The sequence below is a fragment of the Stappia sp. ICDLI1TA098 genome, from assembly GCF_054880955.1.
Map to the genome: position 1 here is coordinate 445,528 of NZ_JBTZBT010000002.1, position 17,206 is coordinate 462,733.

18 protein-coding genes are annotated in these 17,206 nt (G+C 65.4%); 11 read left to right on the forward strand and 7 right to left on the reverse strand.

Annotation, left to right across the window (positions count from 1 at the left end; all coding sequences use genetic code 11):
* Positions 1–22 precede the first annotated feature (22 nt).
* The 5 genes from ACSLUQ_RS12380 to ACSLUQ_RS12400 all read left to right on the forward strand — a co-directional run bounded on the left by ACSLUQ_RS12380 (position 23) and on the right by ACSLUQ_RS12400 (position 5,610).
* Positions 23–2,245 (forward strand): putative bifunctional diguanylate cyclase/phosphodiesterase, encoded by a 2,223-nt coding sequence (locus tag ACSLUQ_RS12380; protein WP_417772551.1) that lies wholly within the window; start codon positions 23–25, stop codon positions 2,243–2,245.
* Between the two features lie 153 nt (positions 2,246–2,398).
* Positions 2,399–3,286 carry an acetylglutamate kinase gene (argB, locus tag ACSLUQ_RS12385; RefSeq protein ID WP_417772232.1) on the forward strand — a complete coding sequence of 296 codons (888 nt, stop codon included), beginning with the start codon at positions 2,399–2,401 and terminating at the stop codon, positions 3,284–3,286.
* A complete protein-coding gene (locus ACSLUQ_RS12390; RefSeq protein WP_461808703.1) occupies positions 3,283–4,080 on the forward strand; it encodes a pyrimidine 5'-nucleotidase in 798 nt (265 codons plus the stop codon). The genes argB and ACSLUQ_RS12390 overlap by 4 nt, the downstream gene beginning before the upstream one ends.
* Before the next feature lies 1 nt (position 4,081).
* Positions 4,082–4,981, forward strand: a complete 900-nt coding sequence (locus ACSLUQ_RS12395) for a DUF817 domain-containing protein (protein ID WP_461808988.1) — start codon at positions 4,082–4,084, stop codon at positions 4,979–4,981.
* A gap of 113 nt (positions 4,982–5,094) precedes the next feature.
* Entirely contained in the window at positions 5,095–5,610 is a 516-nt protein-coding gene (locus ACSLUQ_RS12400) for an alkylphosphonate utilization protein (protein ID WP_461808704.1), read from the forward strand.
* 12 nt (positions 5,611–5,622) lie between these two features.
* Here the strand turns inward: ACSLUQ_RS12400 and ACSLUQ_RS12405 are convergent, their stop codons facing one another.
* Entirely contained in the window at positions 5,623–6,528 is a 906-nt protein-coding gene (locus ACSLUQ_RS12405; RefSeq protein WP_417772228.1) for an EamA family transporter, read from the reverse strand.
* 194 nt (positions 6,529–6,722) lie between these two features.
* Here ACSLUQ_RS12405 and dapD point away from each other — a divergent pair, with 194 nt between their 5' ends.
* Positions 6,723–7,580, forward strand: coding sequence for a 2,3,4,5-tetrahydropyridine-2,6-dicarboxylate N-succinyltransferase (gene dapD / locus ACSLUQ_RS12410; RefSeq protein WP_417772227.1), 858 nt, complete (start codon positions 6,723–6,725; stop codon positions 7,578–7,580).
* Between the two features lie 94 nt (positions 7,581–7,674).
* On the opposite strand, the gene ACSLUQ_RS12415 is transcribed toward dapD, so the two are convergent.
* The gene (locus ACSLUQ_RS12415; protein ID WP_417772226.1) at positions 7,675–8,346 is read right to left on the reverse strand and encodes a class I SAM-dependent methyltransferase; all 672 of its coding nucleotides are present in this window, start codon (positions 8,344–8,346) and stop codon (positions 7,675–7,677) included.
* Positions 8,347–8,568: 222 nt separating this feature from the next.
* Here ACSLUQ_RS12415 and ACSLUQ_RS12420 point away from each other — a divergent pair, with 222 nt between their 5' ends.
* The 3 genes from ACSLUQ_RS12420 (at position 8,569) to ACSLUQ_RS12430 (ending at position 11,167) form a co-directional block, all read left to right on the forward strand.
* Positions 8,569–8,997: a DUF805 domain-containing protein gene (locus ACSLUQ_RS12420; RefSeq protein ID WP_417772225.1), complete on the forward strand. Its 429-nt coding sequence runs from the start codon at positions 8,569–8,571 to the stop codon at positions 8,995–8,997.
* 22 nt (positions 8,998–9,019) lie between these two features.
* Positions 9,020–10,192 carry a succinyl-diaminopimelate desuccinylase gene (gene dapE / locus ACSLUQ_RS12425; protein WP_461808705.1) on the forward strand — a complete coding sequence of 391 codons (1,173 nt, stop codon included), beginning with the start codon at positions 9,020–9,022 and terminating at the stop codon, positions 10,190–10,192.
* Between the two features lie 111 nt (positions 10,193–10,303).
* The gene (locus ACSLUQ_RS12430; protein ID WP_417772223.1) at positions 10,304–11,167 is read left to right on the forward strand and encodes a DUF2189 domain-containing protein; all 864 of its coding nucleotides are present in this window, start codon (positions 10,304–10,306) and stop codon (positions 11,165–11,167) included.
* A 10-nt stretch (positions 11,168–11,177) separates the two neighbouring features.
* Here ACSLUQ_RS12430 and truA read toward each other — a convergent pair whose 3' ends face one another.
* The 4 genes from truA to def form a co-directional block, all read right to left on the reverse strand.
* Positions 11,178–11,999, reverse strand: coding sequence for a tRNA pseudouridine(38-40) synthase TruA (gene truA / locus ACSLUQ_RS12435; protein ID WP_461808706.1), 822 nt, complete (start codon positions 11,997–11,999; stop codon positions 11,178–11,180).
* Positions 12,000–12,109: 110 nt separating this feature from the next.
* Positions 12,110–12,637, reverse strand: coding sequence for a GNAT family N-acetyltransferase (locus tag ACSLUQ_RS12440; RefSeq protein ID WP_417772221.1), 528 nt, complete (start codon positions 12,635–12,637; stop codon positions 12,110–12,112).
* A 130-nt stretch (positions 12,638–12,767) separates the two neighbouring features.
* Positions 12,768–13,718 (reverse strand): methionyl-tRNA formyltransferase, encoded by a 951-nt coding sequence (fmt, locus tag ACSLUQ_RS12445; RefSeq protein ID WP_417772220.1) that lies wholly within the window; start codon positions 13,716–13,718, stop codon positions 12,768–12,770.
* Positions 13,719–13,867: 149 nt separating this feature from the next.
* Positions 13,868–14,386, reverse strand: a complete 519-nt coding sequence (def, locus tag ACSLUQ_RS12450; protein WP_417772219.1) for a peptide deformylase — start codon at positions 14,384–14,386, stop codon at positions 13,868–13,870.
* Between the two features lie 103 nt (positions 14,387–14,489).
* Here def and ACSLUQ_RS12455 point away from each other — a divergent pair, with 103 nt between their 5' ends.
* Positions 14,490–15,707 (forward strand): DNA recombination protein RmuC, encoded by a 1,218-nt coding sequence (locus ACSLUQ_RS12455; RefSeq protein ID WP_417772218.1) that lies wholly within the window; start codon positions 14,490–14,492, stop codon positions 15,705–15,707.
* Positions 15,708–15,743: 36 nt separating this feature from the next.
* Here ACSLUQ_RS12455 and ACSLUQ_RS12460 read toward each other — a convergent pair whose 3' ends face one another.
* The gene (locus ACSLUQ_RS12460; RefSeq protein WP_417772217.1) at positions 15,744–16,064 is read right to left on the reverse strand and encodes a hypothetical protein; all 321 of its coding nucleotides are present in this window, start codon (positions 16,062–16,064) and stop codon (positions 15,744–15,746) included.
* 180 nt (positions 16,065–16,244) lie between these two features.
* Between ACSLUQ_RS12460 and ACSLUQ_RS12465 the strand changes: the two genes are divergently transcribed.
* Positions 16,245–17,189, forward strand: a complete 945-nt coding sequence (locus ACSLUQ_RS12465) for a 2-hydroxyacid dehydrogenase (RefSeq protein ID WP_461808707.1) — start codon at positions 16,245–16,247, stop codon at positions 17,187–17,189.
* Positions 17,190–17,206: the final 17 nt, after the last annotated feature.

Here is a 17,206-nt window from a genome sequence, read left to right on the forward strand (position 1 = left end):
GCGAGATCGTGTACCTTTGCCAATGGCGAGCGCGCGGATATCCGCTGGCGCGGAAGGTTCGTCCCGGCCGCCGCACGCCGACCTGGCCGCCCTCTCCGTCATCGAACTGCACTCCGACGAGGCGCTGGACCAGATCGTCCGGCTCGCCGCGCGCACGACCAACTGCGAGCGCGCACTGATCACCCTGATCCAGGGCGACACCCTGCATGTCATCGCCGCCCATGGCAGCGTGCTGAAGCGCACGGAAACGGCCATGGCCGTGTGCGGCACAGCCTACCGGCTTTCCTCCCCCCTCATCGTCGCGGACCTGAGCCAAGACAAACGGTTCAAGGATCTGGACTACGTCCGCGCCGAAGGCGGCACGCGGTTCTACGCCGGATTTCCCGTTCGTGTCGCCGATGGCGGGGCAATCGGCACATTGTGCGTCTGCGATCCGCGTCCCCGACCGGATGGGCTGACCATCGAGGAAATGGACACGCTCAGCTCCCTCACGAGCCTTTGCGTGCGCGTGCTGGAAGGACATCAGCGCGATGCGCGCCTCGGCAGCTACCTCGAGATCGCCTCGGACTGGATCTGGGAACAGGACACCCGCCACCGCTTCACCTTCCTGTCGCGCAGCGCAATCGACGCAGGCATCAAGCCGGAGCTGATCCTCGGCAAGACCCGCTGGGATGCCATGACCGGCAATGGTGAAAGTGCCGCGTTCTGGGCCGCGCACAAGGCCGACCTTGACGCGCAACGTCCGTTCCGCGACCTGCGCTTCCGGTGGTTTGACCATGGTGTCGAGCGGGTCTATGCAATCAGCGGCCGCCCGGTCTTTGGAACAAGTGGTGTCTTCATCGGCTACCGCGGCTCGGCACGGGACGTGACGGCGGAGGAGCTGGCCCGCCGCCAGATCGAGCATCTGGCGCGACACGACCCGCTCACCGGACTGGCGAACCGGGCCACCTTCGAGGATTTCGTCAACGCCGCCTTCGCCAAATGGCAGGAAAGCGGTGCCATGGCGACCATATTCCTGATCGATATCGACCATTTCAAGCTGGTCAACGACACCCATGGGCACTCGACGGGAGACGCGCTGTTGATCGCGGTTGCCGAACGGCTTGGCTCCTGTGTCGGGCCGGATGCGACCATCACCCGGCTTGGCGGCGACGAGTTCGCCATCCTTGAGCCGCGACTGGCGCGCGACGGCGCGGTTGCGGAATATGCTGCGGCGATTTCGCAGGCCATCGCCAATCCGTTCGACACCGGCCACGGGGTGGTCGAGTGCGGGTGCAGCATCGGCATCGCAATGCTACCCGACCACGGGGCGACCTTCAGCCAGATCATGGGCAACGCCGATCTCGCCCTGTACGAATCGAAGAGCAAGGGCCGGCGGCGCTTCACCGTGTTCGAAATGGAGCTTCGCCGCGAAGCAGACCATCGCAACACGCTGACGCGTGAGATCGGCGAGGCTGTCGACCACCATCAGTTCAAGCTCGTGTTCCAGCCGGTCGTTCGCATCAGCGACGAAACCATCGTCGGAGCCGAGGCGCTCCTGCGGTGGGATCATCCGGTGAGAGGCCAGCTTCCCCCCGGCGCGTTCCTCTCGACGCTCGACAGCAGCCGGCATGCGGCGGACGTCGGATACTGGGTGCTGGAAGAGGCCTGCCGCGCCGCCGGCGCCTGGCAGGCCGCCTGCGGCGATCCCTTCCGGCTCTCCGTCAACCTGTTCTCCGGCCAGTTGCGCGATCCACGCCTGGTGAACCGGGTGCGCACCATCCTCGAACGAACAGGCTTCGACGGGCGCAACCTGGAGCTGGAGATCACCGAGGACATCCTCCTCGCACCGACCAAGGACCTGATCGGCCTGCTGAGGGAGCTGAAGCAGCTTGGCCTTGCGATCGTCCTCGACGATTTCGGTACCGGCTTCGGATCGCTCACGCACCTGCTGCAGTTTTCCATCGACCGAATCAAGATCGACCGCGAGTTCGTGCGCGGGCTTGGCGACATGGTCGACTACGATACGGTCACCCGCGCCTTGGTGAAGCTTGCCAGCGAACTGGGGCTGAGGGTGACGGCCGAAGGCATCGAGACCGACGAGCAGAAGCGCTTCCTGGCAGAGGTCGGCTGCGACGACCTGCAGGGCTTCCATTTTTCGCGGCCGGTTCATGCCGACCAGATGCCCGAGCTCATCGAGGCGTCGCGACGACGCCTCTGCGACAGGCTGGATTGCGACGCGCTGCGCCACGCCGGCGCCGCCTGACCCGATCCCCCCTTGCCCCGTCCGCGCCGCAATTGAGCCTCATGCCGAAAGCGGCTATAGAGCCCGACGGTGGCGCTTCACACGATGCAATCGTCGCGACGGCGCCCCCCTGCACCGCCCATCCGCAGCCTCCACGCGAAGGTCCTTGCCGACATGACAGATACCACCACTCTCAATCCGGCCCAGGTGATCTCCAAGGCGCTGCCCTACATGCTGCGTTACGATGACCAGGTGGTCGTCGTGAAATACGGCGGGCACGCGATGGGCGATTCGGAGCTGGGTCACGCCTTTGCCCGCGACATCACCCTGCTGCGGCTTGCCGGCGTGCTGCCGGTGGTGGTCCATGGCGGCGGCCCGCAGATCGGCTCCATGCTCGACCGGCTCGGCATCCGCAGCGAGTTCCGCGACGGCCTGCGCGTCACCGACAAGCAGACCGTTGAGGTCGTCGAGATGGTGCTCGCCGGCTCCATCAACAAGGAAGTGGTGCATCTCATCAACTCCGAGGGCGGCAAGGCCATCGGTCTGTGCGGCAAGGACGGCAACCTCGTCACGGCCGAAAAGCTCCAGCGCACGGTTCGCGATCCGGGTTCGGAAATCGAGAAGGTTCTCGATCTCGGCTACGTTGGCGAGCCGAAATCGGTGAACCCGACGGTTCTGCGCCTCGTCATGAAGGAAGAGCTCATCCCGGTCGTGGCGCCGGTGGCCTCCGGCGAGGATGGCGAAACCTACAATATCAACGCCGACACCTTCGCCGGTGCCATCGCCGGATCGCTCGATGCCAAGCGCCTCCTTTTCCTGACCGATGTTCCGGGTGTTCTCGATGCCGACGGCAAGCTGATCAAGGACCTGACCGTCACGCAAGCGCGCGCGCTGATCGCCGACGGCACGATCTCCGGCGGCATGATCCCGAAGGTGGAGACCTGCATCGACGCGATCGAACGCGGCGTCGAGGGCGTCGTCATTCTCAATGGCAAGGTGCCTCACGCGGTGCTGCTTGAGTTGTTCACCGATCAGGGCGCGGGAACGCTCATCCGCCCATGAGCGAGGGAGAGAAGAGCCGCGACGGCGCCGTGCCAGGTGCGATCGGCGAACACGAGGGTACCCACGCGCATCAGCCGGACCTGCGCGCCTTCAAGGGCGTCGAGGCCTGGGTGTTCGACCTGGACAACACGCTCTATCCAGCCAGCACAGACCTGTTCTCGCAGATCGACGTGCGGATTTCCGACTATGTCGCACGCGAACTCGGCCTTTCGCAGGAGGATGCCCGCATCAAGCAGAAGGCGTTCTACCGCGACTACGGCACGACCTTGCGCGGGCTGATGATGGAGCACGGGATCAAGCCGGACGGCTTTCTCGAATACGTGCATGACATCGACTACACGCCGGTCGATCCGAACCCCGCGCTCGGCGCGGCCATCGCACGCCTGCCGGGGCGCAAGTTCATCTTCACCAACGGCGACCGCCCGCACGCGGAACGCACTGCCGAGCGGCTTGGCATTTCGGAACATTTCGACGACATCTTCGACATTGTCGCCGCCGGGTTGATGCCGAAGCCGAACCTTGACGCCTATAAGCTCTTCATCGAGCGGACCGGCGTGTCGCCGGCGCGTGCCGCGATGTTCGAGGATCTTTCCCGAAATCTTTCCGTGCCCCATCGGCTGGGCATGCGCACCACCCTTCTGGTCCCCGACGGCACCCGCGCTGTCTTCCGGGACGAGTGGGAGCTGGAAGGCCAGAACGCACCGCATGTCGACTTTGTCACCGACAACCTCGCCGGATTCCTGAACGCGGTTCTGGGGGCACTCGACATTCCCTCGCCGATCCGTCGTGACTGAGGTGTCGGCTTTGCAGGGACTTGCGACAAGGCTCGGACGGCCGGCGAACGCGGCCTCGCGCACCGAGCGCCTGCTGCACCGGGTCTTGCCGCGCATCTACCGGATGCTGGGCAAGGGCGTTCTGGCGCGCGCGTCGGTCGAGTTTCTCGCCTTCGGCGTGAAGCAGGCCTATGCCTGCATCTACGGCGCCCTGCTGCTCGCGCTCATTCTCGGAACCCGCTTCCTCTACCCGGCGGACGCGGATCTGGCGCGGTACGACTTCCTCTTCCTCGCCGCCCTCGCCATCCAGGCGTGGCTGCTGCTGGCCCGCTTCGAGACGCTCGACGAGGCCAAGGTGATCCTCATCTTTCACGTTGTCGGCACGGCGATGGAAGTGTTCAAGACCTCCGCCGGCTCATGGATCTACCCGGAAGAGAGTTTTTTCCGCATCGGCGGCGTGCCACTCTTTTCCGGCTTCATGTATGCGGCGGTCGGCAGCTATCTGGCGCGCGTCTCGCGCATCCTCGACTTCGGATACAGCCACTACCCGCCGCTTTGGACCAGTTGGCTGCTGGCGCTGGCGATCTACGTGAACTTCTTCACCCATCACTATACGCTCGACATAAGGCTCGGACTGTTCGCGGCCCTCTTCCTGCTCTACGGACGCACCTGGGTGCACTATTCGGTGTATCGCTACCGGCACAAGATGCCCCTCGTGCTCGGCTTTTTCCTCGTCGCAACCTTCATCTGGCTCGCCGAGAACATCGGCACCTTCGCCCGCGCCTGGAGCTATCCGCACCAGGCGGAAGGCTGGAGGCTGGTCTCCCTTGCCAAGCTGAACGCGTGGGTGTTGCTGATGGTCATTTCCTTCGTGCTCGTGACGCTCGTCAACCGGCCGAAGCGGGAAGCGCGCCATAAGTAATTACCTGTAGGTATTCCCCTGTATCTGCTATCGCGATCCGCGACATGGACAGGGCCGGGGCCCTGGCGTATGCCACGGCATCCCCTTTCAGGCCTTCACCGACAGGATCTCCCATGCCGCACTGCGCCCTTTGCAATTCCGACAACGCCACGGACTATGAAGTCGCGCCGCGCACCGAGACCGTGCCGGTTTGCGCCACCTGCCGCGCCGGGCTCGAGGAAGGACCGCAGGACGGCCCGCACTGGCAGTGCCTGAACGAGGCAATCTGGAGCACCGAACCGGCGGTACAGGTGCTTGCGTGGCGCTTGCTCAACGCTCTTCCCGAGGCGCCATGGGCGCGCGATGTCCTCGACATCGCCTATCTCGAGCCCGACACGCAGAGCTGGGCGGAAGCCGGGTCTGATGACGCCCCGGCGCTCGTTCATCTCGACTGCAACGGCACCGTGCTCGCTTCCGGCGACACGGTGACGCTGATCAAGGATCTGCAGGTGAAGGGCGCAGGCTTCACCGCCAAGCGCGGCACGGCGGTCCGCAAGATCTCGCTGGTGGCCGACAACGCCGCCCACATCGAGGGACGCGTCGAGGGGCAGCGGATCGTCATCCTCTGCGAGTTCGTGAAGAAGGCCTGAGGGCGGGCCGCCTCAGCTTCCCAGAAGCAGCAGAACGATGCCGGTGGCGATCAGCGCGGTGCCGATTGCCTCGGCCGGGTGCAGCTTCTCGCGAAAGATCCTCCAGGACACGATGAAGGTGAAGATCAGCTCGATCTGACCGAGAGCGCGCACATAGGCGACGCGCTCCAGCGTCATCGCCGTGAACCAGCCGGCGGAGCCGGCAACGCCGATCAGGCCAACCCAAACGGCCCCGCGCCAGTTCTCGATGCTGGCGCGGAGCTGGCCGCGCTCGCGCAGCAGCATCCAGACAACCATCGCAGCGGTCTGGAACACGGTGACGAAAGCCAACGTGAAGGAGGCCTGCATGAGAAAACCCGGCCCGCCGAGCGACAGGGAGGCCGCGCGGTAGCAGACCGCCGACAGGCCGAACATGGCCGCAGAAGCCAGCCCGATCTGCGCCGGTCTTCCGGCAAGTGCGGTGACCAGCGAGCCGAGGCTCACCGGCTTGCCGGCCAGCGAAACAAAGATCACCCCGACCACGCCAACGGCGATGGCAAGGCCGGCAACCGGCGTCACCGTCTCCCCCAGAAGAACCAGACCGAAGATCGCCGCCTGCACCGGCTCGGTCTTGGAGTAGGCCGTTCCGGCGACGAAGTTACGCAGCGAGAACAGGTAGACAAGCAGGAAGGTCGCCAGGATCTGGGCGATGCCGCCCGCCATGCCGAAGATTGCGAAGGAGACGTTGGGTTCCGGCAACGGGATGCCGCCCACGACATGCAGCCCCGCCAGATAGATCAGCGCGAAAGGAACGCCATAGCCGAAGCGCACGAAGGTCGCGCCGGTTGTTCCGAGCTTTCCGGCGAAATGACGCTGCAGGGCGGAGCGTGCATTCTGGCAGAATGCCGCGAAGATGGTGATGGGAATCCACATGTCCATGCCATTTCCCATACAGGATCGGCGTGGTGAGCGGAATCGCTTTCCGTGCAAGGGTGCTTCGCGCCAACACCCGAAACCGGCGGGCTCGCCCTCAGGCTGTCCCGGCCCGTCTTGACTTCACCGCAAGCTGCGGCTTAGGTCCGCCGCGAAGTCTCGAAGACCCATCCCTTCCCGTATCCTGGAGTTTCGCCGCGATGAACCACTCCCACACCGACCTTGCGCAGCTTGCCGCAGTGATCGACGCCGCGTACGAGGACGCGGCCGCAATCGGCACGCACACGACCGGCGAGGTCCGCGAGGCGGTCAACGCCGCGCTCGACCTGCTCGACAAGGGCCTTGCACGGGTCGCCGAGAAGCGGGACGGCGCGTGGGTTGTGAACATGTGGCTGAAGAAGGCGGTGCTGCTGTCCTTCAGGCTCAACCCGATGGAAATCATCAAGGGCGGCCCCGGCGACGCGGTCTGGTGGGACAAGGTTCCCTCCAAGTTCGACGGCTGGCGCGGCGTCGACTTCGAGGGCGCGGGCTTTCGCGCAGTCCCGGGTACCATCGTGCGCCGCTCCGCCCATATCGGCAAGGGCGTCGTCCTGATGCCGTCCTTCGTCAACCTCGGTGCCTTCGTCGACGAGGGCACGATGGTCGACACCTGGGCGACCGTCGGCTCCTGCGCGCAGATCGGCAAGAACGTGCATCTGTCGGGTGGCGTCGGCATCGGCGGCGTACTCGAGCCGCTGCAGGCCGGGCCGGTCATCATCGAGGACAACTGCTTCATCGGCGCCCGCTCGGAAGTGGTGGAGGGCTGCGTCGTGCGCGAGGGCGCCGTTCTGGGAATGGGCGTCTACCTCGGCCAGTCGACCAAGATCGTCGACCGCGCCACCGGCGAGGTCTTCTACGGCGAAGTGCCGCCCTATTCGGTGGTCGTGGCCGGCACCATGCCGGGCAAGCCGCTGCCGAACGGCGAACCGGGCCCGAACCTCTATTGCGCCGTAATCGTCAAGCGCGTTGACGAAAAGACCCGTTCCAAGACCTCGATCAACGAGCTGCTGCGCGCCTGAGCCGGGTCGCGAGCACGGAAACGCAAAGGGGGCGCATCGCGCCCCCTTTTTATGTTCGGCTACCGGGTGCCCCTGCGAGGGGGGCCTCAGCCTGTCACGGCTTCGTGTGGCGGATCGCGACCAGCGACTTCGGCAGCCCCAGGAAGCGCTCCGTCTCCACGGTCGAATCGGGGAAAAGGTGACGCATCTGGCGACGGTCGAGCATGCTTGCATCCTCCGCCGAGGTCATCGCCTCATCGAGCGTCGCGGCCTTGGGGTAGAAGCCGGTGCGCATCATCATGTGAATGCGATAGGCCACGGGTCGCGGCAGCCAGTGCAGCATCAGAAAGCGGGCATGCGGCTCGATCGGAAACCAGAAGTTCGGCGTCTGGATCAGATGACTCGGCGCCAGACGGCGCGCCTCGCGGGCGAAGGCCGACTTGTTTGGCCAAAGGCCAACATGCTCGATCACCGAGTTTGAGAAGATCACGTCGAAGGAGTTGTCCGCGTATTGCGGCATGTCGCAGGCATTTCCCTCTAGCGTCTGGACCGGCAATCCGTCGTCGGGGCCGGATCCCTCGTCGAAGCTGAGGTTGACGCAGGTGACGGAGATGTTGGCGAAATCGATCTGATCGCGCCAGACCTGCCAGAAAACACGCGTGCCACCCATGTCGAGCACACGGCAATGCCCCTTGGCGGCAACATGATCGGCGATCATCTCGTTCAGCCGCGCGACCCGGCGCTTGCGAAAGACGTTGTTCGACGACACGGGCGAAAGGCTGAACACGGCGGCGGCTCCTGCAGAAATCCCTCCCCGCCCTCGACCGGAAGCGGTTTCGGGCACAGGGCACTCGCCCCTGCTCTAGCATCACACCGATAACCGCCGATTAACGCCCTCCCAATTTCGCGCGAAACCTGCCTCAGGCAGCAACAACGCGGTGCAACTCCTTGATTGTCGACGCGCAGCGGCCTAAGTCGGGGGGCAGGTTCCCTCCCGCACAAGGTTCCGATGTCCGCGCCCCGCCCACACCCCGGCCCCCTGGGATTTCTCTGGCTGTTCTTCAATCCCATCGGCCGCGTCTCCCGTGAGCCCTACTGGCTGGCGCTCGGTTTCCTGTGGTGCGTTTTCGCCATTCCCATGACGATCTGGCTGTCGGGCGCCGACATCTCCTCGCCAGAGGCGATGGAACTGGCTCTGGCGAACATCATCCGCAACCATCCGTCCATGCCGATCATGCTCTTCGCCTTCCAGTGGGTGGAACTGGCGCTCGTGATCAAGCGGCTTCAGGACAAGGGCCTCACGGGGCTGCTCGCCATTCTCGTCTTCGTGCCGCTGCTCAATGTCCTGCTGCTCTTCGCGCTCGGTTTCCTGCCGGGCGATCGGGGCCCCAATGCCTATGGCCCCGGCCCCAACAGCCGCTGGCAACGGCCAAAGTAACCTCCAGAAACAGACCCTCGCCATGACCGACAAGCTCTCCTCCGCCGCGGAAATCGCCCGCGATCTCCTGCGCTGCCCTTCCGTGACACCCGATGAGGGCGGCGCGCTCGCCTATCTCGAGGACCGCCTCGGCGCGGCCGGCTTCACGGTCGACCGGGTCACGTTCAGCGACGAGGATACGCCGGACGTGGAGAACCTTTTCGCGACCGTCGGTACCGGGGGAGCGCATTTCGTCTTCGCCGGCCATACGGATGTCGTTCCGGCCGGTGACGCTGCCGCCTGGCAGCACGACCCGTTCGCCGGAACGATCGAGAACGGCACACTCTACGGACGCGGCGCGGTCGACATGAAGGGCGGCATCGCCGCCTTTGCCGGTGCTGCGCTCGGCTTTCTCGCCGACCGAGGCCCCGGCTTCGGCGGCCGGATCTCCTTCCTGATCACCGGCGACGAGGAAGGACCGGCGGTCAACGGCACGGTCAAGCTCCTGGACTGGGCCCAAGCGGCCGGCCACCGCTTCGATGCCTGCATCGTCGGAGAGCCGACCAACCCGGACAGGCTCGGTGATGCCATCAAGGTCGGCCGGCGCGGCTCGCTGTCGGGCGTCGTCACGGTCACCGGCGTACAGGGGCACGTCGCCTATCCGCATCTGGCCAAGAACCCGATCGCCGATCTGCTGAAGCTCTCTACCGCGCTGGACCGGCTGGTCCTCGACACGGGCAACGAGCGCTTCCAGCCGTCCAATCTCGAGATCACCACCATCGACGTGGGCAATACGGCGACCAATGTGATCCCGCGCCAGGCGCAGGCGAAATTCAATGTCCGCTTCAACGATCACTGGACGGTCGACAGCCTCAAGACCCACCTCGAGGCAGAGCTTGCCGGCCTCAACGACCTTTCCTGCGACTGGACGCTGGAGTTCGCGCGCGATTCCAGCGACAGCTTCCTCACGCACGACAGCGGGCTGATCGACGCCCTTTCCGATGCGGTCGAGGCGGAGACCGGACTGCGGCCGGAACTCTCTACCGGTGGGGGCACCTCCGATGCCCGCTTCATCAAGAACTTCTGTCCGGTGGTGGAGTTCGGCCTTGTCGGACAGACGATGCACAAGGTCGACGAGCATGTGCCGGTGTCGGACCTCGACCGGTTGGCCGCGATCTACAGGCGCTTCCTCGACAGCTATTTCGCCTCCCGCTGAGGCTTTTCCCCGGCGGCGCTCATCTTCAGGGAATTGCGTAGCTTTTCTAAGGTGACGCCGCGCGCGCTTCTTGCTTCACTGATGTGAACAGACGTGCCAGGGAGGAGCCATATGAGCACGACGACACCACCGGAAGCGGTTGGGGAGCCGCTTGCCGACAGTCCGCGCCGGATCGATCCGACGCGGGTCAACCCGATCACCATCAACGTCATCGTCGACGCACTCGGCGCGGGGATGCGCGACTTCCGCAGCGCGCCGTTCTACGGCCTGTTCTTCGGAGCGGTTTTCGCCCTCGGCGGCAACCTGGTTCTGCTGACCGCCTCGGCGTTTCACATGAGCTACCTGAGCTATCCCCTCGCCGCCGGCTTCAGCCTGATCGGGCCGTTCATCGCCGTCGGGCTCTACGAGGTGAGCCGCCGGATCGAGGCGGGAACCCCGCTTTCATGGCCGGGCGTGCTCGGCGTGATCTGGGAGCAGCGCAGCCGCGAACTCGGATGGATGGCCTTCGTCGTGCTCTTCATCCAGATCATGTGGATGTATCAGGTCCGCCTGCTGCTTGCCCTGTTCCTGGGCTTCCAGTCCTTCGCGAGCTTCGGCGAGTTTGTCGAGGTGGTGCTGACGACGCCCGAGGGCCTCCTCTTCCTGATCATCGGCCATGTGGTCGGGGCGGTGTTGTCGGTGGTGCTTTTCTCGCTCACCGTCGTCTCCTTCCCGATGCTGCTCGACCGGGACATCGACTTCATCACCGCAATGATCACCAGCGTGCGCGCGGTGGTGACAAGCCCCGTGCCAATGATCGGCTGGGCGCTCGTCGTGACCGTGACGCTGATCGTGTCAATGCTGCCGTTCTTCGCCGGACTGCTGATCGCGCTGCCGATCCTCGGCCACACGACGTGGCACCTCTACCGCGCGCTGGTGCCGCCGGCCGACCCCGTTGCAGACACAGAAGCCGATGCGGGGACGGAGCCGGCGTGAGCGACATGGATCACCGGCTCGCATCTTGCGCCTCTTCTTCCTGTCCGGCCTCGGCCAGATAGGCGGCCCGCGAAGCGATGTCCTCCCCGGCCGGACGGTAGTCGACGCGGGTCAGATAAAGCCCGTCGGGCGGGGAGACCGGACCGCAAGCCTCGCGGTCGCGCGCGGCGAGCGCCCTGGCCACATCGTCCGTTCCCCAGCGCCCTTCGCCGACGAGGCGAAGGGTGCCGACCATCGAGCGCACCTGGTTGTGCAGGAAGGAGCGCGACGCGCACTCGGCGATCACCGTTTCGCCCGAACGACGCACGCAGAAGGTCTCCAGTGTCTTCCACGGGCTTTTCGCCTGACAGCGAGAATGGCGAAAGGTGGTGAAGTCGTGATGCCCGACGAAGACCTGCGCGGCCGCGTGCATCGCCTCCGCGTCGAGTGGCTTCTTGACGTGCCAGGCAAGGCCGAGGTCATGGGTGAGCGGCGCAACGCGGTTGACGATCCGGAACCGATAGTGCCGGCGGATCGCGGAAAACCGCGCATCGAACCCCTCATGCATCTTCTCGCAGGCGAGAACCGCGACCGGGTCGGGCAGACAATGGAAATTGAGCGCACCGAGAATGGTTGCCTCAGGCCAGTCCTTCTCGAGATCGAGATGGGCGACCTGTCCCGTCGCATGGACGCCCGCGTCGGTTCGTCCCGCGCCGCCAATGGTGACCGTCTCGCCGGAAAAGGCCTTCACGGCCCGCTCGATCACGGCCTGCACGGACGGGCCGTTCGCCTGTCTCTGCCAACCAACGAACGGGCGGCCATCGTAGTCGAGCGTCAGCTTGTAGCGCGGCATGTCATCACCGGTTCAGGACAATCATCTGGCGGGGTCACGCGGGTCGGCCGTTCCGTTCCGGTTGCCGCATTGGCGCCCCCGCCCGGCGGTAGTGCCCGAGCCTGCCGACTTCAATCGAACGCCTCGAACGGGGTGGCGAAACTCACCTCGATGGGAAGTGCCGCACGGGCGGCCTCGGTAAGCGCCAGCGCCTGGAAGGCAGCCCCCGCATACGGCGCGGATACCTTGCGCGCAAGCTCCGAGTCGAACCCGAAACGCGGATAGTAGGCCGGCGGACCGAGCACCAGAACGAGATCGACGCCTTCCCCACGCAATGTCTCGAGCCCGTCGCGCACCAGCGCCGAACCGATGCCCGAGCGCTGAAGGTCGGGCGTGACGGCAACCGGCGCCAGACAGGCGATGGTCAGGCGATGCGCCGGTCCCGCTCCCGTGACCCGCGAAAAGGCGACATAGCCGACGACACGACCGTCCGGCCCGACCGCCACCCGTTCATGCAGGAACGCACCGCAGGCCCGCAACTCGTGAACGAGCCGGGCTTCGGCGTCCTGGCCGAACGCCGCGCCGAGCAGGGTGGAGATCGCTTCCGCGTCCGCGGAAGAGGCCGTTCTGAGCGTCGGAGCAAGAGATGGATGGGTCATGGTCACGGGTTCCGGTTGGCTTGCGGCTACTGCGGGCAGGGTGGGACATCAGGCGTGCGCGCCTGACAGGCTGCATCCTATAGCAGGCGCCGACGGCTTGGCGATTGTGCAATGACGCTGCCGTCGCCTGTCAGGAAAGCCGGTCGCCGGTGGCGATCTGCGCGCCGCGCAGGAACTCAGCCGCAGCCATCGGCTTGCGCCCGGCCCGCTGGAGCTGCAGCAGCCTCACGGCTTCGCCTCCGCAAGCCACGACGAGTCCCGCCTCCGTGTCCGCCGCGACGACGTCTCCCGGTGCCGCACTGCCTCCGGCGTCCGCAAGCGCCGAGCGCAGCACCTTCACCCGCTCCGTGCGACCGCCAAGCTCGATCTCACACCAGGCGCCTGGAAAGGGCGAAAGCCCCCGGATATGGTCGTGCACGTCCTGCGCCGGTCGGCTCCAATCGATCCGGGTTTCGGACTTCTCGAGCTTGCGGGCATAGGTGACACCCTCTTCCGCCTGCGGCGTGGCGACGAGGCCACCGCGCGGCAGGGCGGCGAGCGCACGCGTCATCAGGTCGCCGCCAAGCGCGGACAGGCGGTCGTGCAGTTCTCCTGCGGTCATGGTCTCGCCGATGGCAACCTTCTCGGCCATATAGACCGGGCCGGTGTCGAGTCCCGCCTCCATGCGCATGACCTCGACGCCCGTTTCCCTGTCGCCGGCCATAATCGCCCGGTTGATCGGGGCTGCCCCGCGCCAGCGGGGCAGCAACGACGCATGCAGGTTGAGGCAGCCGTAAACAGGAACATCGAGCACCGCGCGCGGCAGGATGAGGCCATAGGCGACGACGACGGCGACATCCGGCTCGAGCGCGGCAAAAGCCGCGCGCTCTTCTTCCCCCTTGAAGGAGACGGGCGCACGCACCTCGATACCGAGCGTTTCGGCGGCCTGATGCACCGGCGAACGCCGCTCCTCCATGCCGCGTCCAGCCTTGCGCGGCGGCTGGGTGTAGCAGGCGACCACGTCATGGCCCTGGCCGACGATTTCCATGAGCGTCGGCACGGAGAAATCCGGAGTGCCCATGAAGACGACGCGAAGGCTCATGCCCGTTTCCCTTGTTCTTTGCGCCCCCAGGCGGGGATACATGTGGACGGGTGGCAGAAGGGCGGCACCCACGCAGGCCCCGGGTCCATCATCGCCCGGGCGCTCTCGGCCGCAGCCGGCCCTTATCGCTACGGAAATGCCCGCAGCACTCAGGCCTTGTCGGTCAGCCGCGCCTGTTTCTGGAACTTCTTCACGACCCGCTCGCGCTTCAGCTTGGAGATATGGTCGATGAACAGCACGCCATCCAGGTGATCGATCTCGTGCTGGAGGCAGGTGGCGAGAAGGCCGTCGGCCTCGATCTCGCGCTCGACGCCCTCGCGGTCGAGAAACTTCAGCGCGATCTTTTCGGGCCGTTCCACATCCTCGTAGTATTCGGGAATGGAGAGGCAGCCTTCCTGGTAGATCGAGCGCTCAGGCGATTCCCAGATCACCTGAGGGTTGATCACCACCATCGGCTCCGCCTCCTCGCCCTCGCGCGCCACGTCGAGCACCAGCATGCGCCTGGGCACGCCAATCTGGATCGCCGCAAGGCCGATCCCCGGCGCGTCGTACATGGTCTCGAGCATGTCGTCTGCCAGCTGGCGGATCGCATCGTCGACCTTGGCGACGGGTTCGCTGACCAGCCTAAGCTTGGCGTCGGGGAGGATGAGGATGTCGCGTTTCGTCATGCCGCTGAAATATGGGAAGTCCGGCCGTGCGTCAACGCGTGCGGCCACGGAAACCGCGCGCCGCACGTTCCCTCGTTTCGAGGGATGTTCTATATTTGTTTCCATGACAGCGATTCTGTTCTCGATCGGCAACCGTCCCGTGACCATGGCCGAGGCCATTGCCTGTGCTGCCATTGGCGCGCTGGTGTTGCTCGCGGTCGTGGTCGTGACCCTGCTACGGCAGGCCGGCGTCAGGCGCCAGGCCGAGTGGCGGGCGGAAGATCGCGCGCATGAACTTGAGGAAAAGCTTGCAGCCATGGTGAAGGCCCAGTCCGAAATGACCGGACGGATGCAGACCATGGCGGAGGTTTTCGGCTCGCGGCAGGGCGACCTGATGCGTGCCGTCAACGACCGGCTCGACGGCATGAGCCACAAGCTCGGCCAGTCCATGGCGGAGACAACCCGGCGCACCCATGAGGGACTGAGGCACCTGCACGAACGCCTCGCCGTGATCGACCGGGCGCAGGCGACGATCAGCTCCTTGTCCGGGCAGGTCGGCGAGCTGCAGTCTATCCTGGCCAACAAGCAGACGCGTGGCGCTTTCGGTCAGGGCCGGATGGAGGCACTGATCCAGGATGCGCTGCCACCAGCCGCCTTCACCTTTCAGGCAACGCTCTCGACGGGCGTGCGCCCCGACTGCCTGATCCATCTGCCCAATGGCTCACCCTCGCTCGCCGTCGATGCAAAGTTCCCGTTGGAGGCCTATACCGCGCTGAAGGATGCGCGCGATGCCGAGGCGACGAAACAGGCCCAGGCCCGGTTCCGGCGCGACATCGGCAAGCACCTGTCAGATATCCGCGAACGCTATCTCGTGCCGGGTGAGACGCTCGACACCGCTTTCATGTTCGTTCCCTCGGAGAGCGTCTTTGCCGAGATCCATGAGCAGTTCGACGATCTTGTCCAGCGGGCGCATCGCCTGCGGGTGGTGATCGTCTCCCCGTCCCTGCTGCTGCTCTCCATCCAGGTGATCCAGTCGGTGCTGCGCGACGCGCGGATGCGCGAGGAGGCCCACCGCATCCAGGCGGAGGTCGGCCATCTGGTGCAGGACGTGACGCGCCTCGACGAGCGCGTTCGCAAGCTCCAGTCTCATTTCGGCCAGGCGGAACGGGATATCGAGCAAATCCTGATTTCCAGCGAAAAGATCACCAAACGCGGTCGTGGCATCGGCGAGCTGGATCTGGCACCGGAGGCAGCACCTGTCGCCTCCAGCCCCGACACCGGGCTGCGCCCGAACGGGTCCGGTCTTCCGCCGCTCCGCGACCACCCGGGGCATCAGGGCTGACGTCGGCCCCGCCGTCGCCTCGACGACAGGCCCGGATCAGCTCACCTCTTCGATATCGACAAGCAGGCTGTCCTTTTCCGAGATCACCCTGACCTGCCGCGCGTCATCGGCATAGTTCTCGAGGACGAAGCGAAAGTCGATGGCATGCAGCACCTGCAGGCATCGCCCCGGAAGCGGATGCACGGTCACCTTCACCACATAGACAGGCGGGTTCGATTTCTCGATCGCATCAAGCACGGCTTTCGCCTCGTGACAGGGCGTCGGCGCGACGACCCGACCAATGACGACGAGCCTGCCCGGCCTCGGAGGCATGGTATCCACCCATGCCTTGACCTTCTCCAGATCTCCAACACCCATGACAACCTCCTTTTTGGAAAACACCCGATTTGCTATCGGCCGCGGCCAGAAAGCTGACAGGTCGACACACACCATAAATTGCATTTTTATTTAAAAGCAACTCATTCGCCACCTCCCTCCCCTTTGCTTGCGCTGGCGCAAGCGGTTAAGAGGGAGATCCCACCCAAGCGGAGCTGCCCGATGTCCCTCCTGATCGCCGTCGCCGGATGGAATTCCCTGCCCTGGGTCGAGAGGCTATCGTCGCGGCTGCCAGGCCATACGGTGCGCAGCTATCCCGATGACCTTGGGGACCTGTCGGAAATCCGCTATGCACTCGCCTGGAAGCCGGAAGCGGGCTTGCTGGCGCGCTGCCCCAATCTGGAAGTGATCTTCTCGCTGGGAGCCGGCGTCGACCATCTGCTCGCGCAGCCGGATCTACCCGCAGCGCCGCTCGTGCGGGTGGTGGATCCCGATCTGACGGCTCGCATGAGCGAATGGGTGGCGCTGCAGGTGTTGCTCCATCATCGCCAGCAACTGACCTATCTCGCCCAGCAGAAGGCACGGCTCTGGAAGGATCTGGACCAGCCTGCTGCACGGCGCGTGCGGGTGGGCATCCTCGGTCTTGGCGTTCTGGGGACGGATGCGGCGCGCGTGCTCGCGACGCTCGGCTTCGAGGTCGCCGGCTGGGCGCGCAGCCGCAAGACGCTCGACGGGATTGCCTGTTTCGCGGGATCCGACGAACTCGATACCTTCCTCGGACGAACCGACATTCTGGTGAACCTGTTGCCGCTGACACCAGACACCCGGCACCTCATCGATCACGCCCTGCTGTCGAAACTCGCTCGCGACGGGGCGCTCGGCGGTCCGGTCTTCATCAACGCCGGCCGCGGCGGCAGCCAGGTCGAGGCGGACCTGGTGCGCGCGTTGACGGACGGCACGCTCACGGGGGCAAGCCTTGACGTGTTCGAGACCGAGCCGCTGTCGCCGGACAGCCCGTTGTGGGGACTAGAGAATGTCGTGGTGACACCGCATGTGGCGGCCGACAGCGATCCGGAGACGATCTCGGACTATATCGCCGCGCAGATTGCCGCGCATGAGCGCGGCGAGAAGCTCGAGAATGTGGTTGACCGGACGGTCGGCTACTAGGAGCAGCGACGCTCCGC

Bases quoted from the DNA above. Each gene is read 5' to 3' on its own strand.
- ACSLUQ_RS12380 (WP_417772551.1), top strand. From the start codon at position 23: ATGGCGAGCGCGCGGATATCCGCTGGCGCGGAAGGTTCGTCCCGGCCG.
- argB (WP_417772232.1), top strand. From the start codon at position 2,399: ATGACAGATACCACCACTCTCAATCCGGCCCAGGTGATCTCCAAGGCG.
- ACSLUQ_RS12390 (WP_461808703.1), top strand. From the start codon at position 3,283: ATGAGCGAGGGAGAGAAGAGCCGCGACGGCGCCGTGCCAGGTGCGATC.
- ACSLUQ_RS12400 (WP_461808704.1), top strand. From the start codon at position 5,095: ATGCCGCACTGCGCCCTTTGCAATTCCGACAACGCCACGGACTATGAA.
- ACSLUQ_RS12405 (WP_417772228.1), bottom strand. From the start codon at position 6,528: ATGGACATGTGGATTCCCATCACCATCTTCGCGGCATTCTGCCAGAAT.
- dapD (WP_417772227.1), top strand. From the start codon at position 6,723: ATGAACCACTCCCACACCGACCTTGCGCAGCTTGCCGCAGTGATCGAC.
- ACSLUQ_RS12420 (WP_417772225.1), top strand. From the start codon at position 8,569: ATGTCCGCGCCCCGCCCACACCCCGGCCCCCTGGGATTTCTCTGGCTG.
- dapE (WP_461808705.1), top strand. From the start codon at position 9,020: ATGACCGACAAGCTCTCCTCCGCCGCGGAAATCGCCCGCGATCTCCTG.
- ACSLUQ_RS12430 (WP_417772223.1), top strand. From the start codon at position 10,304: ATGAGCACGACGACACCACCGGAAGCGGTTGGGGAGCCGCTTGCCGAC.
- truA (WP_461808706.1), bottom strand. From the start codon at position 11,999: ATGCCGCGCTACAAGCTGACGCTCGACTACGATGGCCGCCCGTTCGTT.
- ACSLUQ_RS12440 (WP_417772221.1), bottom strand. From the start codon at position 12,637: ATGACCCATCCATCTCTTGCTCCGACGCTCAGAACGGCCTCTTCCGCG.
- fmt (WP_417772220.1), bottom strand. From the start codon at position 13,718: ATGAGCCTTCGCGTCGTCTTCATGGGCACTCCGGATTTCTCCGTGCCG.
- def (WP_417772219.1), bottom strand. From the start codon at position 14,386: ATGACGAAACGCGACATCCTCATCCTCCCCGACGCCAAGCTTAGGCTG.
- ACSLUQ_RS12455 (WP_417772218.1), top strand. From the start codon at position 14,490: ATGACAGCGATTCTGTTCTCGATCGGCAACCGTCCCGTGACCATGGCC.
- ACSLUQ_RS12460 (WP_417772217.1), bottom strand. From the start codon at position 16,064: ATGGGTGTTGGAGATCTGGAGAAGGTCAAGGCATGGGTGGATACCATG.
- ACSLUQ_RS12465 (WP_461808707.1), top strand. From the start codon at position 16,245: ATGTCCCTCCTGATCGCCGTCGCCGGATGGAATTCCCTGCCCTGGGTC.